The sequence below is a fragment of the Marinomonas transparens genome (genome assembly GCF_016463975.1).
GTDB classification, from domain to species: domain Bacteria; phylum Pseudomonadota; class Gammaproteobacteria; order Pseudomonadales; family Marinomonadaceae; genus Marinomonas; species Marinomonas transparens.
This window is the reverse complement of the sequence record NZ_JAEMNX010000010.1, coordinates 133,547-159,932: the sequence shown is the minus strand read 5'-3', so window position 1 is coordinate 159,932 and position 26,386 is coordinate 133,547. Positions and strand designations below refer to the sequence as shown.

Sequence of the window (26,386 nt, the reverse complement as noted above, 5' to 3'; positions counted from 1 at the left end):
GTTCATTTTTATAAAGACTGTATAGCGCCATAGAATTGCGGTTTAGAGCAACACTATGGCGATTGTTATATTCGCTTAGGAAGCATTATGCCCCATACCATCATCAAGAAAATTCTACAGGCACGTGTCTATGACGTGGCGATAGAAACACCACTGTCTCGTGCCAATCAATTATGCAATCGATTAGGTAACGAGATTATTTTGAAGCGAGAAGATCTACAGCCTGTTTTCTCGTTCAAAATTCGTGGGGCATACAACAAAATTTGTCAGTTAACCACAGAAGAGCGTGCTCGTGGTGTGATTGCCGCATCGGCAGGGAATCATGCTCAAGGTTTGGCCTTGGCTGCTAAAAAGCTGGGTGTGCAAGCGACCATTGTAATGCCCGCCACAACGCCGGAAGTAAAAGTCAGTGCGGTAAGAAATCATGGTGCAGAAGTGGTGCTGTTCGGCGATGCTTTTGATGAAGCTTTGGGAAAATCCAATGAAATCATGGCGCGTACTGGCCAAGTCTACGTACACCCATTTGATGATCTAGACACCATTGCTGGACAAGGCACTATTGGTATGGAAATTCTACATCAACATGAAGGAAACATTGATGCCATCTTTGTTCCTGTTGGCGGTGGTGGTTTGATTGCGGGTATTTCGGCTTACATTAAATACCTTCGCCCAGAAATTAAAATCATAGGGGTAGAACCCGTCGATGCGGCATGCTTAAAAGTTGCCATGGAAAATGGCAAGCCAACCCGTTTGGCGCAAGTCGGCATTTTTGCCGAAGGCGTTGCCGTTGCGGAAATTGGTAAAAACACCTTTGCGATTGCCAAAGACACAGTGGATGAGGTGATTACGGTTACCACAGATGAAATGTGTGCCGCGATCAAAGACATCTATGATGATACTCGCGCTATCACAGAACCTGCGGGTGCTTGTGCATTGGCTGGGTTGAAAAAATACATCGAACGCGAAGGTGTGAAGGGCCAGACTTTAATTGCGATAAACAGTGGCGCGAATGTTAACTTTGATCGTCTGCGCCATGTTTCTGAACGTGCTGAATTGGGTGAAAAACGCGAAGCCATTATCGCGGTGAAAATTCCAGAATCACCAGGCAGTTTTAAAGATTTCTGCCAAGCCTTGGTGGGACGTAATATCACCGAATTCAATTACCGTTATGGCGATGATGAGCAAGCCGCAATTTTTGTGGGTGTTCAGCTTGGTGGTAGCCCCCATAGCCGTACAGAGTTATTGGAAGACTTAAAAGACTATGAAATTACCGATTTAACCGATGACGAAACCACTAAGGTTCATGTTCGCCATATGATCGGCGGCCATTTACGCAGTGATAAAGGCGAATTGCTCTACAGTTTTGAGTTCCCTGAGCGTCCGGGGGCATTGTTGAAATTCCTGAATACCCTTGGTGGTCAATGGAATATTTCCATGTTCCATTATCGTAACCATGGCGATGCCTATGGTCGAGTTTTAGTTGGTTTACAAGCGGTGGGCGAAGAAACCGATGTGACCCATTATTTGGATGAGCTTGGTTACCCGTATCAAGATGAAAACAACAACGAAGCTTGTAAGTTGTTCTTTCGCTAAACGGGTGAAAATCGTTTATCATTAGCGCCATTATTTTCTTGAAATCAACCCTCTGATTGTTTGTTCGGTCAGAGGGTTGTGTGATTCTGATGTGCTGTCTTTTAAGACACCATGTCTACTGTTTAAAGGTCTTCTTTGTGAACATTCAAACTCTACTTAATCAACGTATTCAGGCTGCTATGGTAGCGGCTGGCGCACCAGAAACCGCGCCGGCGTTAACTCGTCAATCTGCGAAAGTACAATTCGGCGATTACCAAGCCAATGGCATTATGGGCGTAGCGAAAGGCTTGAAAATGAACCCGCGCGAGTTCGCTCAAAGGGTTCTTGATAAATTGGACTTGTCTGATATCGCTGAAAAAGTAGAAATTGCAGGGCCGGGCTTTATCAATGTTTTCTTGAAGAATACTTGGTTAGGAAAAGAATTGGTTGAGTTACGTACTAGCGACCATTTAGATGTGTTGGAAGTGTCTAACCCTGAAACCGTTGTTGTGGATTATTCTTCGCCAAACCTTGCGAAAGAAATGCACGTGGGTCACCTTCGCTCTACGGTTATCGGTGATGCGGTGGTACGCACCTTGGAATTCCTTGGACACAATGTGATTCGTCAGAACCATGTGGGTGACTGGGGAACTCAATTCGGTATGCTGCTGGCTTATATGGAACGCTTGCGGGCTGAAAATGCCGAAATTAGCATGGTATTGTCGGATCTTGAAACCTTTTACCGCGCTGCGAAAACCTGTTTCGATGACGACCCAGAGTTTGCCGTTCGTGCCCGTGAATTAGTGGTTGCCCTACAATCTGGTGATGAAGATTGCTTGAAGCTTTGGGATGAGTTTATCGACATTTCTTTGGCTCACTGTGAAGAAACCTACAAGATGTTGGGTGTGTCTTTAGAACGTAAACATGTGATGCCCGAAAGTGCTTATAACGATGATCTGCAAAACGTTATCAATGAGTTAACAGAGCAAGAGCTATTACAAGAGTCTAACGGTGCTCAATGTGTTTTCATGGAAGAGTTTGCTAACAAAGAAGGTGAAATCACACCGGTTATTGTGCAAAAAACCGGTGGTGGATTTTTATACTCGACTACGGATTTAGCTGCTGTTCGCTTTCGTCAGCATACGTTAGAAGCCAACCGTGTTTTGTACTTTGTGGATGCGCGGCAGTCATTGCATTTCCAACAAATTTTCACCTTATCTCGTAAGGCTGGTTTTGTGAAACCTGAAACACAGCTCGAGCACATGCCTTTCGGTACGGTAATGGGTAGCGATGGCAAACCCTTCAAAACCCGTTCTGGAACCGTGGCGAAACTTTCTGACCTATTAGCAGAAGCACAAGAACGCGCTTATCAACTGGTTGCTTCTAAAAATCCAGACATGGAAGAAGAAGAGCTACGTAACATTGGTCGTGTGGTGGGTATTGCGTCGGTGAAATACGCCGATTTATCGAAAAATCGTACCAGTGATTATGTGTTCAATTGGGATACCATGTTGAGCTTTGAAGGTAACACCGCCCCTTATTTGTTGTACGCCTACTCTCGCGTGGCAAGCATTGTTAAACGTTCTGAAATCGACGTGACAAGCTTAACCGGTGACATTGCCGTTGTTGAAGCACAAGAGCGCGCTTTGGCGATGAAGTTGTGCCAGTTCGAAGAGGCCATTCAACAGGTGGCTAATGATGGCATGCCGCACTTCTTATGTGCTTACTTATATGACCTAGCAGGGACCTTCATGAGTTTCTACGAGGCGTGCCCAATCTTGAATGCAGAAGACGAGGTAAAAAACAGTCGTCTACAATTAGCATTGAATACGGCTTCTACCTTAAAACAAGGCCTTGAATTGTTGGGGATCGAAACCTTAGAACGTATGTAACCTTGCGCTGATGCGATGATAAAAGCGCCGCTGGAGGATACGCCTCATGCGGCGTTTTTGTTTTTCAGCTTGCAACAATTTGTAATGGAAGAGAACGGATGAAAATATATCTAGCCTATACTGGCGGCACCATTGGCATGGTGGATTCTGATCAAGGTCTGATTCCTGATCCAGAGTTTGCCAAGGTGGTAGAAACCATGCTGAAAAACGATTGTCCAGAGGACAGCGTGACAGTGCATTGTTACGCCAATTTGATTGATAGTTCGAATGCTCGTCCAGAAGATTGGCAAACCATCGCTTGCGATATTCAAGACAATTGGCAGGATTACGATGCTTTTATGGTATTACATGGCACAGATACCATGGCTTATACCGCGGCGGCCTTGTTCTATTGTTTCCAAACACCGACTAAGCCGATTATCGTCACGGGGTCACAGATTCCTTTGTTTAAAGCCCGTAGTGATGCAAAAAATAATGTATTAGGTGCGGTTGATGCGTTAAAAAATGGGCCAAATGAGGTGTCTCTGTTTTTTGCTGGTCGTTTGATTGCAGGCAATCGTGCTCATAAAGCGAATACCACAGAGCTAGCGGCTTTCGCTTCTCCTAATGCCCTGTTACTTGGTTTGTTGGGTATTGATTGGCAATGGTCTCGAACGGCTTTGCTTGATGGGAGCAGCGAGACAAAGATTAGCATTCCCAATATGACATCAGGTACCGTCACCATTCTCCCTGTGTTTCCCGGCGTGACGGCAGAGCATTGGCAAGGCCTGCTTAATAATAAGGTCAAAGGAGCGGTATTGTGGAGTTATGGCGCGGGTAATGCGCCGGATAAAGACCAAGCTTTGCTCGCGCTATTGAAAACGGCTTCAGAGCGTGGCGTGGTTATTGTGAATGTCAGTCAATGCGGTGCCGGCAGTGTTGTTGCAGGGGCTTATGCAGCTGGCTCTGCTCTGGTGGAAGCGGGTGTTATTTCTGGCATGGACATGACCTACGAAGCGGCATTTGTGAAGCTGAGTTTTTTGATTGGCCTTGGCTATTCATCCGCTGACATAAGAGACCGTTTCACTAAGACCCCTTAACTTTTGCTATGAAAGAACGGCATCACCCATCATGAAATGGACGATGCCTGTTGCTATTTAGCACTTCTTTTCGATTTTAGATTCCAGTAGGCTTTTGTGTGGTTGTTCTTACCCATCACCTGCCGCTCATTACGCAAGAAGTGCCTAACTTTTTTGGCTGAATCCGATTCGAATGCTGCCCAGACTACATCTATCTTTTCTATCTGTCTTAATATGGCCAATACGTCATCTGCTTGTTTTTCGGCTGAGCAAACTACCCTATGTACTTGGGAGTCGTGAGGCATCATCTCGCCTGTAAAGTAGTCTTGTTCCTCTTCTGCTGCACTGATCAAAATAACATAAGGCGGCAATGGGTTTTGCCATTGCTCCAAAATACCCGCGAGTGCTGGATAGGCTGTCTCATCAGCTATCAGTAGAGCTTGACCCGTGACTAAATGAGGATGCTTATCCTTGGATTCAGAACGGCTTAAGATGATATTGCCAACTTCCAACTTATTGGCCCACTGGCTACCGGCCGTGTCATCATGAGTAAATATGTCTATATGGCCGTGATCAATCCAAGTTGAATCGTCGCTCTTCCAAGATTTACGCAAGGTATAAAGGCGAATGTCTTTGTTGCTATTGTTGAGTAGTTTTTGGCGGTTTTTACTGGATAGATTTTTCATCAGCCAAATAAAAATGCGATCAAAAAGGTTTTTACTCCAATGTTTCTTGTTGGTTTTTTTTGTGTCTTCGTTAGGGCGCTTTGTGAGACTTTTCAGTACGAAAGCATGGGCGTACCCGGGATAATACTCAGGCAGGGGGGTTGTACATTTAACAGTAAGACGGATCATATTAGGGGTTATTTTTTGCTTGTTGATGACCTCAAAAAAGCGCTTACCTGTCCCACTAAAATCACGGCCCTGCTTGATGACAGCGGCATAGGCCAAATACAAAATGTTTTCTTCTAAATCCCCTTCGATCTCAAAAGGGATAAACATCTCCTTGGCGTCAGTATCTGAACCAAAAGTGACGTTAATCTGTATCCCCTCTTTGAAAATGTCCAAAATCTTGGCTGAGGATATTTCTGCCCCTTGCTGATAATGATGATGTGCAATAGCGAATAACTCTTCAGGGTGATCTTGATTTACGTGGTCAATAATGTCGATTTTATGATCAAGGTCTTGCAGTGGTGTGGGGGAACTCATAAACAACCTTTTTTCGTTGTGCTTTTGGAAATGAAAAAATAGAGGCTCACTTGGGCCTCTATGTTTTAATGCGAAGGGAAAGGACTACATACGGTAGAGAGCACTAATACCGAATGTGCGTGTTTGACCAACGGATGCAAGTGAATCTGCTCTGAAGTAAACGGCGTCTGTATTAGTTAAGTTTTTAACGTAAGCGTTAATGGTAAGGTCACCTATGACATATTGAGCCTGAGCATCGGTAATCACGTAATCACCTGCTGTGGTATTGTCGCTGTTAGCAAGGTCAGAATAGTATTCACCAACATAAGTCATGTCGGCGCCGAACGACCAGGCATCGCCAATATACTGGGTAAAACCAAAGCCTAGGTTGGTTTTCGGTGCGCTAGATAGCTGATTGCCTTCATTTGTGCTGTTTTCATCAATTTTGCTTTGCAATAGACCAATCGAGCTTCGTAGCTCAAGGTTATCCGTTTCCCAAGTGATTATTTCTACTTCGGCGCCCATGGTATGGGCCGCATTAACATTGACTATGGTAAAGCCGGACAAAGCTTGGTAATCGCTATAGTCGTTATAGAATAAAGCGGCATTCAGTGTTGTGCCGTTACCAAAGTTGCTTTTGCTGCTGAACTCAAAAGAGGATACTTCTTCACTTTTAAAGGAAAAAGCTTCGCCAGCGGTATTGATATAAGTACCACTTGAACTATAGCCTTGACGGATTGAAGCCCCCAACGTGGTTATGTCTGAAATGGCGTGTGTGATGGACAGTTTTGGTAAGTAGTAAGTCTTGTTGGTATTTTGATCCACTTTCGTGGTGGAAAAAAACGAGCCTGTTTTATCAACTTCTTCATTCTCAATGCGTAACCCCAAGGTTGCTTTTGTTTTAGGTGAAAGCGAATAAGCGCCTTCACCATAAAGAGCCGTCGTGGCAATGCTGTAGTCAGTATCAATATTAATAATGCCTTGAGTGGCGTCGATGACTGAGTCTTTGTTTGCGGAAAACAGACCTATGACACCGGTTAGCTTGGCATTTTCACGATTAAAAACAAGGCGATTTTCCAGTGAGGTGGTAGTTTGTTGAATGGCGTAAGTATGTGTGGTGCCGCCATTAGCAGAACCGTAGCCGTCCGCATAAATATCTGAATCGATACGGCTAATGTGTAGATGGTTGGTGATGCCAGAGCTTAATTGGTAACCAATATCAGCGGCTATACTGTTTTCTTTGGAGTCCTGTACTCGTGATATAGCACCACCAGAATCCGCTACCGTCATGGTCTGTGTTGCTACGCCTGCATCTGTATTGCTGGCAAAATTGGCATGTTCGCCATCATTTTTCAGATGGTTCAGGGTAAGTTTAGCAGACAGTTTTGGGTGGTTTTTGGGTTGCCAAAGTAGTTTACCTCGTAAATTGAGATTTTCTGCTTCGCTGAGGTTAGGGTGGTCTTTGCTGTAGCCAGAAGTGTCGTAGTTTAACCAGCCTTTGCCTTTATTTTCATCCACGGCGATACGATAGGCCAGCTCCTCCTCAATAAGGGCGCCAGATGACATGGCGGCGAGGTTATATTTTAAGTTGCCGTTTCTATATCTTTCTAGTCCTGCTCGAACTGCCGCTTCATTGTCGAAGGTTGGATCATTGGTGTTGACAACGATTGCTCCGCCAATGGCGCTGGACCCTTGAGTGGTAGACTGTGGGCCTCGTAAAACCTCTACCTGTTTTGTATCCCAGAGGTCGGTGGGGGCAAAGTTATAGCCGGACCAGTCTTGAGTTGAGCCGTCAACCACTGTGGTAACGCGAGCGCGGGCGCCTGTCATGAGAGCGACTCCGCCAGTGGCAGCACCGCCTCCAGAGACACCACGTATGGCAATATGACCAAAGGAGTCCGTCACTACGTTGGGAGCTTGGGTGGCGATCTCTTTTACTTGTTTTGTTTCACCTGACTCTAATTGATCTTCTGTTATGACGGTAATAGCGGTGGTCGTATCTTTAATGTTTTTATCTATTTTCTCACCTGTGACCACTATTGCATCTAACGCAATTGTTTCGGCGCTGGTCATTGAAGAAACTAGCATGCTGTTTATTGCAATAATGGACAGTGCAACGACAGAGAGAGGTGTGGGAATGTGGGCGGTACTCGCTTTGCTTGTTTTACTCATGGTTTGGCGTTTCCTCTGTTTATACAATTTGTGTTAAAAATAATGTTGCAATCAATAATCATTTCTTTATCTATTGTTTAAAAAATAGCCTTGCAGCCATTCTAGAGTGTGTGGTGGTATCTTTTTGAATTACATCATGTTTTTGCATTGCACAGTGTGTTTATGTGGTGATTAGTCTTGTTTCGTCCAAGTACTATCCAAACCAATAAAGCGATTCCAAAAGTCAGCGCGGCACCTGTTGTGACCACTGGGCTGTAACCAACATGTTTTGCTATGGCCATACTCGCGGCGGAATAAATAAACCCAAGTAGTGAAGCAAAACTAAACTGTAGGGAGAAGAAGGTGGCTTTATGTCGTGTTAGAGCGGCCTTGTCCATGATGATGGTAGCGGAGACCACTAGGAGTGCTGGGAAGCTAATAAAGTGCACGGTAATCGCCGCGTATACCATAGGCTTATCGGTAAATCCTAGGGTTAAGGGCACCATCAATACTAAGGCGAATGCCTGAATCAGTATCACGCAAACTAAGGCATGGATTCGGCCGATTTTGCTAATGAGCGGGGCGGCGAGTAAGGCTGAAAAAAGGCCGATGGCTGAGCCGTAGATCTTCATGGCAAAGCCAATGTCATCAAGGTGCCAGCCGTTGTCTACCAGTAACGGATTGAGTAGCGCAAAGCCACAGGTAGAACCGATAGGGTAAAGTGCCATGATGATGAACCAGTGTTTTTGCTGCTTGATAAACGCCTTGATATTGCGCAACAAGTGTTTGTCGTCTTTCTGTTGCTGTTCGTCATAGGCGGACGCTTCAGGCTCGGTAAATAGTACTATTTGTATTAATGAAATGCTGGTTAACCCTGCTAATAACCAGAGCGAGCCATGCCATTCTAGCCAAGGGTAAAACATGAGTATCAGGCCACCCCCAATGATATTGCCCAATAAGTTGCCCGAGAACTGAATGCTACTGGCGAGCTTTCGTGATTCTGCATCGAATAATTTGCAAGATAAACCATCCACAGAAACGTCTTGAAGGCTCATGAAAAAAACATAAAAGGCGAGTATGGCAATGATCAAGGTGAATTGGTGGGCAAAGTCCAGTGCTCCAGCAATGACTAATAACAGTGCCATGCTAGCTTGAGAAAGAATCAACCAGCTACGATAGGTACCTTGTAACCATAAACGATATTTATCAATCACAGGCGCATAAAAAACCTTACCTGCTAAGGGTAAAAGCGCTAAATTGAGCAGCGCTAGCTTATCCAGAGCAACGCCCTGCTGTCGTAAAATAGCCACTGCTGCAGACAGAATAAAGGCAACACCGATATATTGCGTAATATAGATGCTCGCCAGCATGAGCCAAGGGTATTTAGTGTACTGCATTGTTTTGTCCTGAATAAAAGCGCATTTCTGCACTGTATGAGAAGGTCTTTAGATATTTTTATAGGGTGATGATTATGCCTAGCCAATATTTAATAGACCCTCTGATTTAAGTCTATCGATGAAAGGCGGTAAGCTCTTTCGAGTGGGGACATGTTACTTTCGAAAATGGATATTTGTGTGTTAAGCGCTGTGTTTTATTAACAGTGATTGTCTGTATTCACTGGGCGTGACACCGACTTCGCTTTTAAACAGGGTTGCGAAGTGGGCCTGACTCCTGAACCCCACGTTATGCGCTATTTGGGTGATGGATTCTCCCCCAGCTAATTGTTCATAGGCGGCTTCTAGCCTCGCTTGTTTAAGCCACTCTCGAAAACTAACACCTTTAAGGTCTTTGATGTCTTGCTTTACGTAGGTTCGATTGCTGCCTGCTAGGCTTGCAACGGCTGATAGCGGCCAGTCTTGTGCTAAGTGTGTTTTAATGTGGTTAAGTACATTCCCTAACTGAGTCATGCGTAATGTTTCTGGCGCTTGACGTTGTTGGCGCCGTTTATGTAGAAACAGTGCTAATACTTCCTGCGCTTTTGCTTTAATAAACAACTCTCTTTCAAAGCCTTTAAAGGTACATTCCCAAACCGCTTCACAGCAACGTAGTATGTCTCTAGGAACCGGGCCTAGTTCTGCGAGGCGTATTTGAGGGACAGCATGGGGGAAGTTGGCGCGTAGCTCGGGAACAAGAGGTTGTTCATCGCGTCCATGCAGTGGAAGCATAATGGAAAGTGTTTGCCAGATGCTATTGTTAGGAAAATGCATGTGGCCAGAACATGGCTGATCGACGAGTGTGACCATGTATTGATGGCTGTAATCTCTCTGTCGATCCATACCGTCATTGAGTGTTTGCCCTTGGCACTTGCCGAACATCGAGATATAGAGCCCCGGTTCGCTGATATTTTCCACTAAGGTGTCTTCGATAAAACGATGATTTACTGAACGTACCCAACTTCGAGCATCAAAGCCTAGGTTAAAATGCTCGAATGTAGCGATATCCTCGACAGAGTGATACGACACTGTGATTTTCTCCTTAAGTAAATCAGACTTGTTTCTTATTAAGAATCATTATCAATAATCAGTATTTATTTGCAAGGAAGCAATTTATATCTGTTATTTGTTTGTAATGGCAGCAATGTGTGGTCGTAATTTAAACGCAAGGTTTGAGTGATACTGGTGACTTTTTGTGATTGCCTATTGGCTGGCTGTTGTGATCAGAAAGGTTGGATGATTGCATTAATGTATTTGAAGGATCTTTTGTGGCAATTTTTTATGTCTTGCTGGTGCTGATTTGGTCTACAGGGTTTATTACTGGCAAATTTATTGTTGGTTTGATTGACCCTAATGTTTATCTAGGTATTCGCTTTTTTTGTGCAGGCCTTTTGTTTGCTGTGATTGCTTTGATTCAACACAGGCAGTTTCCCACATGGGGCCAGCTCCCCAAACACATTATTGCTGGCATGTTGATGAATGGCTTTTATCTAGGCTTTGCCTATGTGGCCATTGCCAAAGGTTTACCTGCTGGCATGATGGCTCTAATTGGCGCGTTACAGCCAGCTTTGGTGACCTTGTTGGCCTTCTTGTTAATTAAAGAGAGAACGGCATTAAAAGGGGTTCTCGGTATGTTGATTGGTATGGTGGGGTTAGGGCTGGTGGTGAGCCCTGCATTAGAGCTCGATTTGAGTCATGGTGGTTTATCTTTACTGACCTTTTCTTTGGCTTGTGCTGCGATTTTGGCGTTATCCCTAGGTGTAACGTATCAAAAAATGTCGATTTCTTCGTCTGATATTGTTAGCTCAATGGCGGTGCAGAACCTAGCGGCTGGTGGTGTATCTGTGGTATTCATGCTGCTATTAGAGGAAAGCCTGTTTAAAGTACAGCTAGAATCCTTCTTACTGGTGATCTGGGGGACGCTGGTTTTATCCTGCGGCGGGGTGTTCTTAATGGTGTGGTTGTTAAGAAAAGTTAGTGCTTCTCAAGTCACCACTGTGATGTTATTGGTTCCTCCCCTTGCGGCGGTAGAAAGTTATTTCTTGTTCAGGGAGTCTATGACGATGATTCAAATCGTCGGTTTTATGGTCACTATTGCAGGTGTGTATTTGAGTCGCGCTACGTCAAAGGTGGTTTAAGTGAATGGCAGAAATGAAACGCGAGCCGTTATTTCTTGGTGAGAATATTGAGTTTCGCTTCAGCGCGATCAAGCAGGGTAGCAAAGCGTTCTATTTCGTCCACTTGGTGGTCGAATTCTACCTTGCTAGGCAGTAGCTGACTGTCAGATTGCAGGTGATGTACAAGTTGTATTCTAGTGTTTGTGGCGAATTCTTTACTCCATGACCATTTGGCGCGAAGCAGGCGAGCCAAGGCGGAAGCCGGTAAGTCGCCAATCTGATCGGCGAGTAGACCTTCCCAATCCAATTCAAAGTTTTCCATTACCTTGTGCAGTGTCATTAGTGCTTGGACATTGCCTTGAATGCGTAAATCACCGTCAAAGAAACCGTCTCCTTCAAGTAGTTTCCTATAGGCGTTACTTGGTCCTTGGACAAGCGTATCGAGTTTAGGGTCTAGATCTATGTCGTCTAGGCTGTCAGGGCGATGCAGCATGACGCCTTGTTCAAGGATGTGGATTTGCAGAATCAGAGAAAAGTCTTCTACATATAGAAAGATTTGTTGACCTGCCAGTTTACTGAGTCGATCTTGGGAAGGGGTGTCTTGTTTCAGAGCAAGATTGATGGCGTTTTCAATAGCGCTGAGCGCCGATAAGCTGAGTGAACCCATAAAACCTTCCTGATCTTCTATAAACTGATGAATGTTAAAGCTGGTGGATTTGAATCACCGAAGTGTCTCGCGTCTGACCTTCCTTTTCAAGGCGATCTAGGTACATTTGCCAGAGCTCATCATGGTTTTTTCCAATATTGTAGAGGTATTCCCATGTATAAAGCCCAGTATCATGACCGTCATCAAACGATATTTTTAACGCATAGTTTCCTGCGCCTTCCACATTGTTGATGGCGACGTTCTTTTTGCCAACTTGTAGAATGGGCATTTGTTGTCCATGACCACGCACTTCGGCTGACGGTGAATGGACGCGTAAATACTCTGCTCCCAGTCGAAAAATTTGACCGTCGACGAACGCCAGTTCCAATTCACGGGATTGCTTATGGTAGTGAATTTTTGTTGGTACTGGCGTTGCCATAGAGTATTCCTAGGAGTGACTGTTTTACAGTATATATTGGCTTAGATCTTCGTTTTCTGCCACTTCACCTAGTTGTTCATCTACATAGGTGGCGGTGATGTCGACCGTCTGCTCATCTGGCATATCACTGGCAGAATAAGATACTTCTTCCAGTAGACGCTCTAATACCGTATGCAAACGACGGGCTCCAATATTTTCAGTGCGTTCGTTCACTTGGAAAGCGATTTCGGCAATGCGCTGAATGCCTTCTTCAGTGAAGTTTAGGTGAATGTTTTCGGTTTTCGCCAAGGCTACATATTGCTTGGTCAAAGAAGCATTTGGCTCAACTAGGATGCGCTTGAAATCATCAACAGTCAGAGCGTCTAGCTCAACACGAATCGGTAGACGGCCTTGCAACTCAGGAATCAAATCCGATGGCTTAGACAGGTGGAAGGCACCAGAAGCAATAAATAGGATATGGTCAGTTTTGATCATGCCGTACTTTGTGGTGACGGTGCAGCCTTCGACTAAAGGCAGTAGGTCACGCTGTACGCCTTCGCGGGAGACTTCTCCACCTGAGCGCTCAGAGCTTTTTGCGACCTTATCGATTTCATCCAAGAAGACGATGCCATTTTGCTCAACAGCCTCTACTGCACGAGCTTTTAGTTCATCTTCGTTCACTAATTTTGCCGCTTCTTCGTCACGCACCTGACGCAGTGCTTCTTTAACCGTCAGTTTACGTTTTTTGGTTTTGTTAGAACCGAAGTTAGAAAACATGTTTTGCAGCTGGCTGGTCATTTCTTCCATACCAGGAGGTGTCATGATTTCTACGCCAACTGGCGCATCAGCGACATCGATATCTATTTCTTTATCGTCCAGTTTTCCTTCCCGTAGTTTTTTTCGGAAGGTTTGACGTGTGCTGTTGTCTTCCAGTTCTGGATCGCCGCCACGGGCAGGAGGGAGCAATACGTCTAGAATACGATCTTCCGCAGCGTCCTCTGCTTTATGGCGTAGCTTTTCTGTTTCTTGCTCACGCAGCATTTTTATAGCCATTTCGACTAGGTCGCGAATGATGGACTCCACATCACGGCCTACGTAACCGACTTCGGTGAATTTGGTCGCCTCTATCTTAATGAAAGGCGCGTTTGATAGCTTGGCTAAGCGACGGGCAATTTCTGTTTTACCGACACCTGTTGGCCCAATCATTAGGATGTTCTTTGGTGTCACTTCGGCACGCATGTCTTCAGGAAGTTGCATCCGGCGCCAGCGGTTTCGCAGGGCGATGGCAACAGCGCGTTTGGCTTTCTGTTGACCAATAATATGATTGTCTAGGGCGTTGACGGTTTCTCTTGGGGTCATGCTATTCATCATGAATTCTCTACTATTCTTGTGTTGTCGTGTCGGCTGATTGGTCTTCAAGCTTGGGATCAATAGTGATCTCTTCAATGGTCAGCGTGTGGTTAGTGAAAACACAAATATCGGCCGCGATACTGAGACTTTTTTCTACAATGTCTTTCGCGGATAGATCAGTGTTGTCTATCAAAGCACGAGCGGCGGCTTCTGCGTAGTTGCCACCAGAGCCTATGGCTAGGGCACCGTGTTGTGGCTCGACTACATCACCTGTGCCAGTAATAATTAGGGTGCTGTCTTTGTTAGCGACCACTAGCATGGCTTCGAGCTTGCGTAGTGCTCTGTCTGAACGCCAGTCTTTGGCGAGATCCACCGCCGCGCGTACAAGCTGGCCTTGGTGTTTTTCTAATTGACCTTCAAAGCGTTCGAATAGGGTGAAAGCATCGGCTGTACCGCCAGCGAACCCTGCAATTACTTCACCATGGTATAGGCGGCGGACTTTGCGCGCATTACCTTTCATCACAGTGTTGCCTAAAGAGACTTGTCCATCGCCGCCTACGACGACTTGGTTGCCTTTACGTACAGTAAGAATCGTTGTCATGGTTTACTCCAGTTTCGATTCTAACAAGGTGGGGGCTAGGTAAGCCGTTTTCAAGGAAAACACCTACACGGAACAAAGGATTTTGTTCCGTGTGTGAGGTGGGGGAGAGGCGGTCTATTTTCGCTAGTCCTCTTTTTTTACTCGATAGGAATAAGAAGAGATGTCCATGGCGACTAATCTATCTTCTGCTCGGTTCATTTTAGAGCGAGATTCATAGGGGCCAAGTACTACACGGAACCAAGGGTTGCCGTTTTTTCCGGTCGTTTGGCGAATGTGAGTTTCTACTAAACCGGATAAAATGAGTTTCGCCCTTAAGCGGTCAGCGTCCGTTGAACTTCTAAAAGAAGCCGCTTGCAGCATATAGAAGAAATCTTGAGTACCACGAGGCGTTGATTGATAAGCGTCTACATGACTAGTGTCTACTTCGCTGTCTTGTAGAATTTGGTAGAACTCAAATTTATCTTTTTTGGGTGCCGGCTTGGTGACTGGTTTAGGTGCCGTTTTTTTGATTGGCTTGGTTTCCACCTTAGGCTTGGCAACAGCATTCGATTTAGGAGCCACTTGGTTGAGTTGGGCTAGGCCATAAATGAAGGCGACAAGGATCGTAGGAACTAATAACCATAACCACCAAGGTGTTTTACGCTTAGGTGGCGGTGGTGTTCGACGGGTCGCGCCTTTTTTGGGGCGACTCCCTTTAGCTGCAATGTGTATCGGATTGTACATAGTTTGGGCTTTTAGCAGTTGAAGCGCGGTATTTATACAATGTGCGCGATGCGCATATTATGCGGGCTTGATCAGTAAGTTTCCAGTGGATCGACGTCGATTGCGAAACGAATTTTGTGTTGACGCGTGGATTGTTCTAACCATTGGGTCATCATTGCTGTGGCTTGGTGTAAGGGCGCACGATGAGCCGACTTAATGGAAAGCAATGCTCTATGCTGTCCGGCCTTGCGAACTATGATAGCGGCATAGGGGCCAACGAGGAAAATCTCGTTTGAAAAAAGTGGCTCTAGGTCGTTTCTCATGGCAGATAACAGCTGCATGGCTTCCTGTTCGTTGCTTGATTCTGCCCGTACTATGACTTGATGGAAAAAAGGGGGTAAAGCCAACGCCCTGCGTTCTGATAAACCATTGATAGCAAAGTGCTCGTAGCCTAAGTTGCATAGGCATTCAATTGCGGCATGGTCTGGGTGGTAGGTTTGCAGTAACACGTGGCCTGGTTTTTTGGCTCGCCCTGCTCGACCTGCTACTTGAGTGATAAGCTGTGCAGTGCGTTCCATGCCTCGAAAATCGGCAGAAAAAAGTCCTGCATCGGCATCCATAACGATCACCAAGGTAACATTGGGAAAGTGATGTCCCTTCGCCAACATTTGGGTGCCAATCAGAATAGCTTGATCGTGTTCGTGAATTTTCTGAGTCAGCTGCGCCATGGCGGATTTACGCTGTGTGCTGTCCCTATCTATTCTTAAAATTGGTGTGTCTTTAAGCAGAGTATGAAGCTGGGTCTCTATTTGTTCCGTGCCTTCACCTACCGTAAACAACTCTTCTGACTGGCATTCTGGGCAGGTATGAATAAGCGCTTTTTGCGTATCGCAATGGTGGCAATGGAGCTTGTTCGCGCGTTTGTGTACGGTGAGGTTAACGTCGCAATGGTCGCAGGCTGCAATCCAACCACATTGATGACACATCAAGGTGGGGGCATAACCACGACGATTTAAGAAAATAAGTACTTGTTCTTTACGATCAAGACAGAGCTGCATCGCGGCTAAAGCCGATTCACTGAAACCATTGACTAGGGTTTGCCCACGTAAATCGACGCGTTCCATTTCCGGAATGTGTGCGTTACCAGCTCGCTGACGTAACTTAAGCCAAACAAAGCGTTTTTGTATGGCATTGCTCAGGCTTTCAAAGGAAGGGGTCGCCGAGGCAAGTAATACGGGAATGTTAAGGTTTTGAGCGCGTTTAATGGCAAGGTCTCGTGCATGATAACGAAAGCCTTCATGTTGTTTATAGGAATTGTCGTGCTCTTCATCAATGATGATCAAACCGAGGTTGGGTGCTGGAATAAAGGCCGAAGAACGCGTACCGATAATGACCTTGGCATGGCCGCTGGCAGCGAGTAGCCAAGCATCTAATCTTTCTCTGTCATTCATGTTGGAATGCATTAATACAATGTCAGTATTGAAGCGACTTTCAAAGCGTTTTAAGGTCTGAGGCGTGAGGCCGATTTCGGGCACCATCACCAAAATTTGCTTGTCTTCCTCGATAAGGCGTTCCATCACTCGTAAGAAGACTTCTGTTTTACCACTTCCGGTTACACCATCAAGCAACGCCACACCAAAGTGATGTCGCCTATCCAGTAGTTCTTCCGTAGCAATGGACTGTTCTGGGTTGAGTGTTGGAGGCACTTGGGTCTGGTGGGCGTGTTTTTCTCCGCCTCTGTTGAATGAGCGCTGTTCGCGTCTTAATAGCCCTTTTTCTTCTAATGTTTTACCTGCGGCAGGGGCAAGGCCTAGTACCGACGCGGCGTGTTGACTTAAGCCGTTTGGGTGTTGCTGTACGGCTTTAAGGAAGTCTTGCTGGCGAGGGGCTCGCGTGAGTTGTTCCAGAGGCTGTGTTTGTCCTTGTTGCGTGGTGAACCACCAATTCTCCGTTCGAAACTCGGCATTTTCTCCTTTTCGCAGCAATACAGGCAAAGCATGAAAGAAAACATCCCCTATAGGGTGATGGTAGTAACGTGCTGCCCATGTACATAACGCCATGAGCTCTTTTGTAATGACTGGGGCTTCGTCTTGTAATGAAGTGAAGGGTTTTACTTGTTCTGGGTCCCAGTCACTGGTTTCGCTTAACGCTACGATAATTCCTAAACGACTGCTTTTACCAAAGGGAACCTTGATACGCATGCCGGGTTTTAACTCATGTCGTAAGGCCAGAGCTTTCGGTACTTTGTAGTCGAATAGGGTGCGCATAGGCACAGGTAAAGCGACTTTTACGAAAGGGTAAGGAGTCAGTAGCGCCTCGTGCATGAGTTAAGTTAAACCTTGTTTTATAAAGCAAAAAGAGACTGTTAGGGCCATGTATTAAGTGTACGCCAGAGTGGTGCTTGTGTGCGAGGTCGAATTTTATAAGAAAAGCATAATAAAAAGGTTGCTGATTGAGTGATAGATCCCTAAAATACGCGGTTCTTGGCACCACTGTACAATGTCTGTACAACGAATCGTGCGGTGCTTGGCGCGGCAATAGCCCATTTATATCGACCAAGTGGCGGCACACCAAACCTGAAGGTAACTACAATGAAAAATGATATTCATCCAGATTACGCTGCAATTACAGCAACTTGTACTTGCGGTAACACACTAAATCTAAACTCTACTGCTGGTAAAGACATGCACATCGACGTATGTAGCAACTGTCACCCTTTCTACACAGGCCAACAAAAAATGTTGGATACTGGTGGTCGTGTTGATCGCTTCAACAAGCGTTTCGGAGCACGTCTTACTACAGCTAAGTAATAGCGGTGTAATGACAGTGATCAGATCAAAAAAGCGTCAAGTTGTCTTGGCGCTTTTTTTGTTTTTGCCCTCTATTGCGGTACACGCTGACAATGGCGCCTGTTTGGCGCAGGGGGAGCTAGAAAAGGCTCGTATTAAACGTGTGGTGGATGGCGATACCATGCATCTGGCTGATGGCCGAAAAGTGCGTTTGGTGGGAATCAATACACCAGAATTAGATCATAAAAGCGGCCACCATCAGCCTTATGCTTTGGAGGCAAAGGCGCTGTTAACAGTGCTAGCGGGTGATTATGTTTACCTGCAGAAATCAAAAAACGAACGTGATAGATATGGTCGATATTTGTACTACCTCTTCAATAAAGATCGTATTTCGCTAACAAGTCAGCTACTATTCGAAGGACTTGGTTATCGTGTTGCTGTTCCTCCTAATCTAGCGTATCAGACGTGTTTTGAGGGGGCTGAGAATAACGCCCGCAATGCGTATAAAGGACTATGGCAGCAAGTATTACAGTGGCAGCCACAAGCTGGTTTTGTATTATCTCGAATAACCATTACCTCTATTACCCATAACCGAGGTGGTTGGTGGCTAGAAACGGATAAGAATTTAGTCATCAATTTGCCATCGAATGCTGCAGACTATTGGCCTGCCCAGAAAGTGTTTTATCTTGAAGGGAAAATGGTTGAAGTACGTGGCTGGCAACATCAGCGAAAAAGTCGGCATTCGGACTTTACGTCTTGGGTTCTTCTTGTAAGGCATCCTAATGACTTGCGTGAAGTCAAAGATTTCTTTGATCATTAATGGATAGGGTATTCTTAAAGGTTTTTTTGCTTTAATGCCCTGTAAATATCGATTATTCTGGCGATTCAAAATGATAAGGTGTCGCTTTTAAGCTTTTTCAAAGCTAAGAAACAAGGCCCAACTTCGCGATTATAAAACTAATTAAAAACACCTAATAAACGGAAACATCACAATGGCAGAAGATATTAAACAAGCTGCACTGGACTACCATGAGTATCCAGTTCCAGGAAAACTAAGTGTTACTATTTCCACGCCTACGGCAACTGCTCGAGACCTTGCTTTGGCTTATAGTCCAGGCGTTGCAGAGCCTTGTCGCGAAATCGCGAAAGACCCAGAAGCGGCATACCGCTATACGGGCAAAGGCAATTTAGTTGCTGTCATCTCTGATGGTAGTGCGATTCTTGGTTTGGGTAACCTAGGTCCATTGGCGAGTAAGCCAGTCATGGAAGGTAAGGGGTTGTTGTTTAAGCGCTTTGCTGGTGTTAACTCTGTTGATGTGGAAGTTGAGTCAGAAAGTCCGCAAGCTTTTATTGATACTGTAGCGCGTATTGCGAATACCTATGGTGGTATTAACTTAGAAGACATTAAAGCGCCTGAATGTTTTGAAATCGAACGTCAGCTAATCGAACGTTGTTCTATTCCTGTTTTCCATGATGACCAACACGGTACGGCAATCGTAACAGCGGCGGGTCTTTTGAATGCGCTTGAGCTTCAAGGTAAGGACATTGCAAGCGCTAAAATCGTTTGTCTAGGTGCCGGTGCAGCAGCAACCGCTTGTATGAAGCTAATTATTGCTTGTGGTGCGCAGCGTGAAAATATTTTCGTGCTTGACCGTAAAGGGGTTATTCACTCTGGTCGTGATGACTTAAACCAGTTTAAAGCGATGTTCGCGATTGATACCGACAAACGTACTTTGGATGATGCTATCGATGGTGCAGATGTGTTTATCGGTGTATCTGGTCCTGATTTGTTCTCTGCTGAGCAGCTTAGCAAGATGGCGGCTAACCCAATTATCTTCGCTTGTTCAAACCCAGACCCAGAAATCAGCCCAGAACTAGCACATAAAACCCGCGATGATTTGATTATGGCAACAGGTCGTTCAGACTATCCTAACCAAGTTAATAACGTATTGGGCTTCCCGTTCATATTCCGTGGTGCTTTGGATGTTCGCGCGACTAAGATAAATGAAGAAATGAAAATTGCGGCGGTTCATGCGCTAAAAGATTTAGCGAAAGAAGAAGCGCCAGCTGATGTGGTTGCGGCCTATGGTGGTGGAGCACTGAGCTTTGGCAAAGAGTATATTTTGCCAAAACCAATGGATGCGCGTTTGCTAAATGTCGTCTCTGCTGCGGTTGCTCGTGCAGCGGTTGATTCTGGCGTTGCAGGCCTTCCATACCCAGATTTTTATCCTCTTGAGAATCTAGACCATTTCGGTGCTTAATCGTAACCAGCTAGGTGAATAAGAGCTAAGCTAAAAAAGCGGCACCTTAATTAGGTGGCCGCTTTTTTTATGTTAAAAATATCGCTGTAAGTGGCTAAGAAGGGGGAAATATGAATGTTGCTGTGTTTTGTGGTTCTGCTGCTGGGCATACACCGGATTTTGCCAATGCGGTAAAGGCCCTCGGTCATTATTTTGCCCAACAAGGTATTGCTGTGGTTTATGGTGGTGGCAATGTTGGGCTCATGGGGGTGATTGCAGACTCTGTTATAGCGGGTGGTGGGCAGGTAATTGGGGTTATTCCCGAACATCTTAGAGATAGGGAATTAGCTCACCCAAACCTAACCGAGTTGCATGTGGTGGCAGATATGCATGAGCGTAAGGCTAAAATGGCGGCGTTGGCAGATGCTTTTGTTGCCTTGCCTGGTGGTGTTGGTACGTTAGAGGAGATTTTTGAAGTATGGACTTGGGGGCAGCTGGGGCTACATGCAAAACCTTGTGCCTTTTATAACGTGAATGGTTTCTATGATCCTTTGTTTTCTATGGTTGAGAGTATGCAGCAAGCGGGTTTCGTTAAGGCTCAATATCTTGATATGTTGATTCGAGAGCAAACTCCCGAGTTGCTTCATCTGGCTTTTTCAAGGTATCAGCCACCTAAGCAAAAATGGAGTTAGATAGACTTCCTATAAAATGAAAAAGCGAACTTAGGTGTTCGCTTTTTCATTTTATAGGCTTAGAAAAGGTTTTCTAGGGCGCTATTTTCCTGTTTTTCTTCCTGAGACTCATTGCTCGCACCATTGTCTAATGTTGGTAAATCAAGTTTACGTTGAGGAGGCACATTTTTCTTACGGAAGATTTCAAAGAGCGCATCTTTTTGGCCGGGTAGGGCTCGCTCCCCTGTTTTCGGGTCAATTCTTACGGTGACCAATGATGAGGGCTTGTGAACGAATGAAGACTCCGTCTCGTTCAAAGCATAACGCATATAGTCGATCCAAGGTGGCAGAGAAACCGATCCGCCCCATTCACCACGTCCTAGTGGCGTTGAGTTGTCAAAGCCACTCCACACAGAGGTGACTATGTCGCCGTTAAAACCAGAGAACCAAGCATCACGACCATCATTGGTGGTACCTGTTTTGCCGGCAATATCATCTCGATTTAATACTCTTGCACGGCGGCCTGTGCCGTACTTAATTACATCACGCATTATGTCGTAAATAATATAGTTTACTTCTGGGTCAAGCACTTGCGGAGCTATGGGGAGGTTACGGACGCCATCAGTGGTATTGAAAAGTCCCATTTGAGGTTTGCCATCTTGGGTGTTTTCTAGCTGGGTACAAGTTCGGCATACGGTAATAGGGTTAGCTTGAAAGAGGACTTCTTGGTCGCGACTGACGACTTTATCAATTAAGTAGGGTTGTACCTGATAGCCACCATTGGAAAATACGGCATAACCTGTTGCTATTTGTAACGGTGATAAGTTGGCACTACCTAACGACAAGGAAAGGTTATGGGGTAATTCATCTGGGTTGAAGCCAAAGCGACGTAAATAATTTAGGGTAGGGCGAACGCCTAAATCGTCTAACAAGCGAACCGATACAATGTTTTGTGAGCGATAAAGTGCTTGGCGTAGTCGTGTTGGGCCATAAAACTTGCCACCATCATTGGTTGGGCGCCAAGCGGAAGCTAGATTAGCATCATTAAATACCACAGGCGCGTCATTAATGATGCTGGCTGCGGTATAACCTCGATCTAACGCACTGGCATAAATGAATGGTTTAAAATTGGAACCAGGTTGACGTTTAGACTGAGTAATTCGGTTGAATTTGTTTTCGTAGAAATTGAAGCCACCGACTAAGGCTTGAATGCTGCCATCAGTGCTGTTCAACGAGATTAATGCACTTTGTACTGTGGGTTTTTGTGCCAGTATCCAGCCTAATTTTTCATCCGGTCGTAAGCGCACGATATCGCCAGGAACAAGGATGTCAGGGACAATTTTTGGTTCTTCCCCTTGGCTGTTTTCATCAAGGTAAGGTTTCGCCCATTTTAATGCATCCCAAGAGAGTGTTGCCCTATCACCATTGGCGAGGCGGGCATCTGCTGTGGTATCTGTGGTGGATATTATTAGGGCTGTCTGCCAATCCTCAAAGGTGGCAATTTTTTTTAGTCCTTTTACCTGTTCATCCAGTGGTGCATCAACAAGATCTGTTCGTGTTTCGATAGAGCCACGGTAACCATGGCGCATGTCATAGTTTAACACCCCACGGAAGATAGCGGCGTTGGCTGCTTTTTGCTTGCCTGAGTCAATAGTGGTGTAAACCGTCATGCCAGCGTTGTAGAGGTCATCGCCAAAGGTGTCATGTAGCTCAGCACGAACCATTTCTGAGACATAGCCTGCTTCAACATCGGGAGCGACACCGTGGTTTTTGGCTGTGATGGGAGCTTCAACAGCGGTCTGATAAGACTCTTTGTCTATCATACCGAGTGTGAGTAAGCGTTGTAGGATCCAATTGCGTCGAATCAAAGCGCGTGAGGGGTTAACCACTGGATTGTAACGAGACGGCGCTTTAGGTAAGCCGGCAATCATGGCTAATTGAGCCAAATCGAGCTCGGCTAAGGTTTTTCCATAATAGACTTGGGCTGCCGCTTCAAAACCATAAGAGCGTTTGCCCAAATAAATTTTGTTTACATAAAGTTCAAGGATTTCATGTTTGGATAGTTCTCGCTCCATCTTGAGAGCGATAAAAATTTCGGTGAATTTGCGGGTGAAAGTTTGCTCGAATGATAAAAAATAGTTACGTGCAACCTGCATGGTGATGGTACTACCACCGCCTTGTTTTTGTCCTGTGGTGATTAACTGTACGACAGCTCGAGCCAAACCTAAAATGTCGACGCCTGGATGATGGTAAAAGTTAGTGTCTTCCGCTGCTAAAATAGCATTCTCTAGGTTAGGGGGGATTTCGGCATAGTTAATAGGGGTTCGACGCTGCTCGCCAAACTCACCAATAAGTTTATTGTCTGCGGTATAGATACGTAACGGAATTCTTAGCTCAATATCCTTGAGTTCCGCTACGGTTGGTATTTTATCTTTCACATTGTAATAAATGGCGTAGGTCACGCCTGCAACACTAATAGCACCAAGTAGACCTAAAAAAAATAATATTTTGAGTACCTTAGACATACCAATCCAATTTAGAGGGGTGGAGAAATAGGCATTATACCTATAGAACGCCTTAGAGTAGATGGTTACTTTGTAGTAAATCGTGTTATCTTGCGAATGAGCATGTCAGGAAGACAGATACAGCTATACATTTTATGTTGATTACTTCAAGGATGAATTATGACACTTATTTCTTCGTTTTTTGTCGCTGTTTACTCTACGACACAATGCAGTCTATTTGATTCCCACAAAGTGCCTATAGCAAGCGGCTTGTTACCGCCGGGTGATGCGCTTGTTCCTGATGCATCACGAATTGAGGCGATGCAAAATAGGCTGTTTTCTGAACAGAATGAAAGAATAAAAAATGTGGTAGTGGTCGTGCCTGATGACTGGTTATCCATTTCTGAGCATGAAGTAGATCACCTTATTCCTCCTAAGTTGGCGCCGTTAGTCGCGCTGACCTATGCTGTGGAAGATGCCTTCGCCCCGCCAGAAAATCTACGTTTTAGTTATCGACAGAAAGTAGTACAAGGTCAACATACTCGATTAATGGTGTTTACCTGTACGGGGGAGCAGGCAGATTTGTTTTGTTCGCCATTTAAACAGCGCGGTATGAGCTGCCTATTGGTGCCACATAAACAGTGGCTAAATGCACAACGAGAGAAAAAACCTTGGCGCTGGTTCGTGCAGCAATCTTTACAGGCTTATCAGCCTGAAAAAGAAAAGCGTCAGGAGTTTAGGCGGCTTATTGCTTGTTTAGCTTCTATTAGTTTACTAGTTAACCTTATTGCTTATCTTTGTTTTGATAGCTGGAATAAGCAATCTCGTGATGTACTGTTTGAGCGTCAACAAATCATGGTGACGCAGTCCAGTTGGTCGTCGAATGATTCCCTGCATAGTGCGTCAGATATTGCGTTAAAGCTAACGCAGGGGTTACCTATATCGGTGCGTTTGAACTCTGTCGAAGGCAATGCGTTAACGGCAGTGGTGATGTTAACGTTAGCAGAAGATGACGCTGCTTTATTGTTAGATTCATGGCGTGAAAAACAGCCGGAATGGCAGTGGAAGATGGAACGGTTGAGTTCTGATGAGCCCTTATCTGGAGGGCAAGAAGAGGTTGTCGATGTGGCTATTTCGATTTCTAAAAATTGATGTTCAACGTTGCTTTCCTATTACCCCTTCGATTGTGTTTCTTTTGATCGTGCTGCAGTTGGCTGCTTGGTACCCCTTCCTGAATAATGCTTACCAAGAGGTTACTTATCAGAATAGGCTTAAGAATCGGGCGATAAAAAACTGGCAGAAAGCGCTTTATCAGGCGCAAAAATTAGAGTCTTCGTCTTTCATCACTGACGAGTGGGTATCTCATCAGGTGATCGCTTCTAAGGAAGGCGTGCCAAGACAATGGGGGGTTGAAGGCGGTGCTTCTTTAGTCAGGTGGCAAACTTTACTTGAGTACGTCGAAGAACAGGTTGCTTTAAAGCTTTCTTCTGTTGTTTGGCAAAATCGATTTGATGGTAACTGGTTTGGACATCTATCGTTTGATGTTCTGGCTCCCCGTAAAGGTATAGCGTCCCATTATTGGTTACCTATTCAATCACATACTGGTCGTTTTGCTGAGCGAGAGTGGAAGTTGCTTTCGATTTTGCATACGGATAATCAGGCGTCGGCTTTACTACAATACAAGCAAGCAAAGCGTTGGGTGAGTGAAGGGGATTGGTTGCCTCAAGCCGCAATGACGGTTGATCAGGTGTTATATGACAGGATTACTTTGATTACAAAGGATGGTAAGAAAGAAGTGCTCAGTACCATGCAAGCAGAGAATATTGAAAAGGCAAACTAATGCTCTTGCTTGTAGTGGACGTGAGGAAGAAAGGGAGAAGAAAATGATTCAAGTTACTCGCTGTTTAGTATTGATTAGTTTTCTGTTGTTGCCTCGACTCAGTCAAGCCATGGACGTGCTTTTTGAATCCCGTTCGTTGCAAGAGGTGTTGCCTTGGTTAGCGGCGCAAATGCATGAAAGCTTGGTAATGAGCCCGGAAATTGATGAGGTTCTGACCTTATCTATTAAGGATGCTAGCTGGAAGGAGGTGATGGAAGCCGTGGCGCAGCAACCTAATATTAAGCTGCGTTGGCAGGGCAATGTGGCGGTTTTGATGCCTAACAAAAAATCCCCAGAGGAAGTGAGCTGTCAACGTTCTTACTGGATGCTGAAACATGCTAAGGCAAGTGTTGTTGGTAAGCATTTGCAAACTCTATATCCTCCTGTTTCTTTGGTTGTCGATGATAGGACTAATTCGATTATTACTTATGCTTGTCGGTCAATGGAGGGGTTACAAGCCACCCTTGCTTGGTTGGATATTCCCCTTAGGCAAATTGAAATTAGTGCACAGATAGCCCAAGTCAGTACTTCTGCTCAATCTCAGTTTGGAGTGAACTGGCAGGCCCAGTTAGCGGATGGTGTGCGCTCTTCTGTTGGTGGGGCAATTGATTTGGGTGCGCTGGCACCGACTTCTAGCTTGTCTACAGATCTGAATGGCGGTTCTGGTCTATTGGCTTTTACCTTAGATATGTTAGAAAGCGAAGGCATGGCGAATATATTGTCGAAACCGAAAATAGTGACATCGGAGGGGCAGCCTGCCCGTATTGAGTCTGGAACGGAAGTGCCTTATCAAACTGTGAGTGACGATAATGTGCATGTTGAATTCCGCCAAGCGGCATTGATGTTAGAGGTGACACCTTTTGTTAAAGAGGGTGGGCAAATCTTGTTAGAGCTGAATATTCATCAAGATTTTGTCGGTGATCTGGTGAATGGGGTGCCGAGTTTGGAGACCAATCGCTTGAATACTCAGGTGGTTGTAAAGAACCAAGAAACACTGGTGTTAGGTGGTATTTTTAGAGAAGAACGTATTGAGTCTGAAAGCCATGTTCCCATATTTAGTGATATTCCATTGTTGGGTGCTTTGTTTAAAAGGACGTCTCAGCAGCAAGAAAAGGTTGAATTACTTGTATTTATTACACCAAAGCTGCTACAAATGTCAGTTAACTAGGCTGCGGC

General features: G+C 45.2%; 22 protein-coding genes. 11 read left to right on the top strand and 11 right to left on the bottom strand.

Annotation, left to right across the window (positions count from 1 at the left end; genetic code table 11):
• Positions 1-87 precede the first annotated feature (87 nt).
• The 3 genes from ilvA (at position 88) to I8J31_RS10465 (ending at position 4,543) form a co-directional block, all read left to right on the top strand.
• Positions 88-1,593 carry a threonine ammonia-lyase, biosynthetic gene (gene ilvA / locus I8J31_RS10475; RefSeq protein ID WP_199468494.1) on the top strand — a complete coding sequence of 502 codons (1,506 nt, stop codon included), beginning with the start codon at positions 88-90 and terminating at the stop codon, positions 1,591-1,593.
• 137 nt (positions 1,594-1,730) lie between these two features.
• A complete protein-coding gene (gene argS / locus I8J31_RS10470; RefSeq protein ID WP_199468492.1) occupies positions 1,731-3,464 on the top strand; it encodes an arginine--tRNA ligase in 1,734 nt (577 codons plus the stop codon).
• A gap of 98 nt (positions 3,465-3,562) precedes the next feature.
• A complete protein-coding gene (locus I8J31_RS10465; RefSeq protein ID WP_199468490.1) occupies positions 3,563-4,543 on the top strand; it encodes an asparaginase domain-containing protein in 981 nt (326 codons plus the stop codon).
• A 53-nt stretch (positions 4,544-4,596) separates the two neighbouring features.
• On the opposite strand, the gene I8J31_RS10460 is transcribed toward I8J31_RS10465, so the two are convergent.
• The 4 genes from I8J31_RS10460 to I8J31_RS21100 all read right to left on the bottom strand — a co-directional run bounded on the left by I8J31_RS10460 (position 4,597) and on the right by I8J31_RS21100 (position 10,322).
• Positions 4,597-5,730 (bottom strand): siderophore-interacting protein, encoded by a 1,134-nt coding sequence (locus I8J31_RS10460; protein WP_199468488.1) that lies wholly within the window; start codon positions 5,728-5,730, stop codon positions 4,597-4,599.
• 84 nt (positions 5,731-5,814) lie between these two features.
• The gene (locus I8J31_RS10455) at positions 5,815-7,881 is read right to left on the bottom strand and encodes a TonB-dependent receptor (protein WP_199468486.1); all 2,067 of its coding nucleotides are present in this window, start codon (positions 7,879-7,881) and stop codon (positions 5,815-5,817) included.
• A 134-nt stretch (positions 7,882-8,015) separates the two neighbouring features.
• Positions 8,016-9,257 carry an MFS transporter gene (locus I8J31_RS10450; RefSeq protein WP_199468484.1) on the bottom strand — a complete coding sequence of 414 codons (1,242 nt, stop codon included), beginning with the start codon at positions 9,255-9,257 and terminating at the stop codon, positions 8,016-8,018.
• Between the two features lie 180 nt (positions 9,258-9,437).
• Entirely contained in the window at positions 9,438-10,322 is an 885-nt protein-coding gene (locus I8J31_RS21100) for a helix-turn-helix transcriptional regulator (protein WP_199468483.1), read from the bottom strand.
• A 239-nt stretch (positions 10,323-10,561) separates the two neighbouring features.
• On the opposite strand from I8J31_RS21100, the gene I8J31_RS10440 reads away from it, so the two are divergent.
• Positions 10,562-11,431, top strand: coding sequence for a DMT family transporter (locus I8J31_RS10440; protein ID WP_199468482.1), 870 nt, complete (start codon positions 10,562-10,564; stop codon positions 11,429-11,431).
• 28 nt (positions 11,432-11,459) lie between these two features.
• Here I8J31_RS10440 and I8J31_RS10435 read toward each other — a convergent pair whose 3' ends face one another.
• The 6 genes from I8J31_RS10435 to I8J31_RS10410 all read right to left on the bottom strand — a co-directional run bounded on the left by I8J31_RS10435 (position 11,460) and on the right by I8J31_RS10410 (position 17,451).
• Positions 11,460-12,077, bottom strand: coding sequence for a ubiquinone biosynthesis accessory factor UbiJ (locus I8J31_RS10435; protein ID WP_199468481.1), 618 nt, complete (start codon positions 12,075-12,077; stop codon positions 11,460-11,462).
• 34 nt (positions 12,078-12,111) lie between these two features.
• A complete protein-coding gene (locus I8J31_RS10430; protein ID WP_199468480.1) occupies positions 12,112-12,495 on the bottom strand; it encodes a gamma-butyrobetaine hydroxylase family protein in 384 nt (127 codons plus the stop codon).
• A gap of 24 nt (positions 12,496-12,519) precedes the next feature.
• Positions 12,520-13,842 carry an ATP-dependent protease ATPase subunit HslU gene (gene hslU, locus I8J31_RS10425; protein ID WP_199468518.1) on the bottom strand — a complete coding sequence of 441 codons (1,323 nt, stop codon included), beginning with the start codon at positions 13,840-13,842 and terminating at the stop codon, positions 12,520-12,522.
• Positions 13,843-13,855: 13 nt separating this feature from the next.
• Positions 13,856-14,425, bottom strand: a complete 570-nt coding sequence (gene hslV, locus I8J31_RS10420) for an ATP-dependent protease subunit HslV (RefSeq protein ID WP_199468479.1) — start codon at positions 14,423-14,425, stop codon at positions 13,856-13,858.
• Positions 14,426-14,548: 123 nt separating this feature from the next.
• Entirely contained in the window at positions 14,549-15,148 is a 600-nt protein-coding gene (locus I8J31_RS10415) for an SPOR domain-containing protein (protein ID WP_199468478.1), read from the bottom strand.
• Positions 15,149-15,219: 71 nt separating this feature from the next.
• On the bottom strand, positions 15,220-17,451 hold the full coding sequence (locus tag I8J31_RS10410) for a primosomal protein N' (RefSeq protein WP_199468477.1): 2,232 nt from the start codon (positions 17,449-17,451) through the stop codon (positions 15,220-15,222).
• Positions 17,452-17,718: 267 nt separating this feature from the next.
• Between I8J31_RS10410 and rpmE the strand changes: the two genes are divergently transcribed.
• The 4 genes from rpmE to I8J31_RS10390 all read left to right on the top strand — a co-directional run bounded on the left by rpmE (position 17,719) and on the right by I8J31_RS10390 (position 20,848).
• On the top strand, positions 17,719-17,937 hold the full coding sequence (rpmE, locus tag I8J31_RS10405; RefSeq protein ID WP_199468516.1) for a 50S ribosomal protein L31: 219 nt from the start codon (positions 17,719-17,721) through the stop codon (positions 17,935-17,937).
• Positions 17,938-17,947: 10 nt separating this feature from the next.
• Complete coding sequence (locus I8J31_RS10400) at positions 17,948-18,736, top strand: thermonuclease family protein (protein ID WP_199468475.1); 789 nt, start codon at positions 17,948-17,950, stop codon at positions 18,734-18,736.
• A 172-nt stretch (positions 18,737-18,908) separates the two neighbouring features.
• Positions 18,909-20,177 (top strand): malic enzyme-like NAD(P)-binding protein, encoded by a 1,269-nt coding sequence (locus tag I8J31_RS10395; RefSeq protein WP_199468473.1) that lies wholly within the window; start codon positions 18,909-18,911, stop codon positions 20,175-20,177.
• A 110-nt stretch (positions 20,178-20,287) separates the two neighbouring features.
• Positions 20,288-20,848, top strand: coding sequence for an LOG family protein (locus I8J31_RS10390; RefSeq protein ID WP_199468472.1), 561 nt, complete (start codon positions 20,288-20,290; stop codon positions 20,846-20,848).
• Positions 20,849-20,907: 59 nt separating this feature from the next.
• On the opposite strand, the gene I8J31_RS10385 is transcribed toward I8J31_RS10390, so the two are convergent.
• A complete protein-coding gene (locus I8J31_RS10385; protein ID WP_199468471.1) occupies positions 20,908-23,352 on the bottom strand; it encodes a penicillin-binding protein 1A in 2,445 nt (814 codons plus the stop codon).
• A gap of 159 nt (positions 23,353-23,511) precedes the next feature.
• Between I8J31_RS10385 and I8J31_RS10380 the strand changes: the two genes are divergently transcribed.
• The 3 genes from I8J31_RS10380 to I8J31_RS10370 are packed head-to-tail and all read left to right on the top strand — an operon-like array spanning position 23,512 to position 26,378.
• Entirely contained in the window at positions 23,512-24,483 is a 972-nt protein-coding gene (locus I8J31_RS10380) for a hypothetical protein (RefSeq protein WP_199468470.1), read from the top strand.
• Positions 24,455-25,171, top strand: coding sequence for a hypothetical protein (locus I8J31_RS10375; RefSeq protein ID WP_199468469.1), 717 nt, complete (start codon positions 24,455-24,457; stop codon positions 25,169-25,171). Before I8J31_RS10380 ends, I8J31_RS10375 begins: the two co-directional genes overlap by 29 nt.
• Positions 25,172-25,214: 43 nt before the next feature.
• On the top strand, positions 25,215-26,378 hold the full coding sequence (locus I8J31_RS10370) for a secretin GspD/PilQ domain-containing protein (RefSeq protein WP_199468468.1): 1,164 nt from the start codon (positions 25,215-25,217) through the stop codon (positions 26,376-26,378).
• Positions 26,379-26,386: the final 8 nt, after the last annotated feature.

Coding starts and splice junctions, on each gene's coding strand:
- I8J31_RS10370 (WP_199468468.1), top strand. CDS start 25,215: ATGATTCAAGTTACTCGCTGTTTAGTATTGATTAGTTTTCTGTTGTTG.
- ilvA (WP_199468494.1), top strand. CDS start 88: ATGCCCCATACCATCATCAAGAAAATTCTACAGGCACGTGTCTATGAC.
- I8J31_RS10435 (WP_199468481.1), bottom strand. CDS start 12,077: ATGGGTTCACTCAGCTTATCGGCGCTCAGCGCTATTGAAAACGCCATC.
- I8J31_RS10465 (WP_199468490.1), top strand. CDS start 3,563: ATGAAAATATATCTAGCCTATACTGGCGGCACCATTGGCATGGTGGAT.
- hslU (WP_199468518.1), bottom strand. CDS start 13,842: ATGAATAGCATGACCCCAAGAGAAACCGTCAACGCCCTAGACAATCAT.
- I8J31_RS10455 (WP_199468486.1), bottom strand. CDS start 7,881: ATGAGTAAAACAAGCAAAGCGAGTACCGCCCACATTCCCACACCTCTC.
- I8J31_RS10385 (WP_199468471.1), bottom strand. CDS start 23,352: ATGTCTAAGGTACTCAAAATATTATTTTTTTTAGGTCTACTTGGTGCT.
- I8J31_RS10450 (WP_199468484.1), bottom strand. CDS start 9,257: ATGCAGTACACTAAATACCCTTGGCTCATGCTGGCGAGCATCTATATT.
- hslV (WP_199468479.1), bottom strand. CDS start 14,425: ATGACAACGATTCTTACTGTACGTAAAGGCAACCAAGTCGTCGTAGGC.
- I8J31_RS10375 (WP_199468469.1), top strand. CDS start 24,455: ATGTGGCTATTTCGATTTCTAAAAATTGATGTTCAACGTTGCTTTCCT.
- I8J31_RS10430 (WP_199468480.1), bottom strand. CDS start 12,495: ATGGCAACGCCAGTACCAACAAAAATTCACTACCATAAGCAATCCCGT.
- I8J31_RS10460 (WP_199468488.1), bottom strand. CDS start 5,730: ATGAGTTCCCCCACACCACTGCAAGACCTTGATCATAAAATCGACATT.
- I8J31_RS10395 (WP_199468473.1), top strand. CDS start 18,909: ATGGCAGAAGATATTAAACAAGCTGCACTGGACTACCATGAGTATCCA.
- I8J31_RS10380 (WP_199468470.1), top strand. CDS start 23,512: ATGACACTTATTTCTTCGTTTTTTGTCGCTGTTTACTCTACGACACAA.
- I8J31_RS10410 (WP_199468477.1), bottom strand. CDS start 17,451: ATGCACGAGGCGCTACTGACTCCTTACCCTTTCGTAAAAGTCGCTTTA.
- I8J31_RS10390 (WP_199468472.1), top strand. CDS start 20,288: ATGAATGTTGCTGTGTTTTGTGGTTCTGCTGCTGGGCATACACCGGAT.
- rpmE (WP_199468516.1), top strand. CDS start 17,719: ATGAAAAATGATATTCATCCAGATTACGCTGCAATTACAGCAACTTGT.
- I8J31_RS10415 (WP_199468478.1), bottom strand. CDS start 15,148: ATGTACAATCCGATACACATTGCAGCTAAAGGGAGTCGCCCCAAAAAA.
- I8J31_RS10400 (WP_199468475.1), top strand. CDS start 17,948: ATGACAGTGATCAGATCAAAAAAGCGTCAAGTTGTCTTGGCGCTTTTT.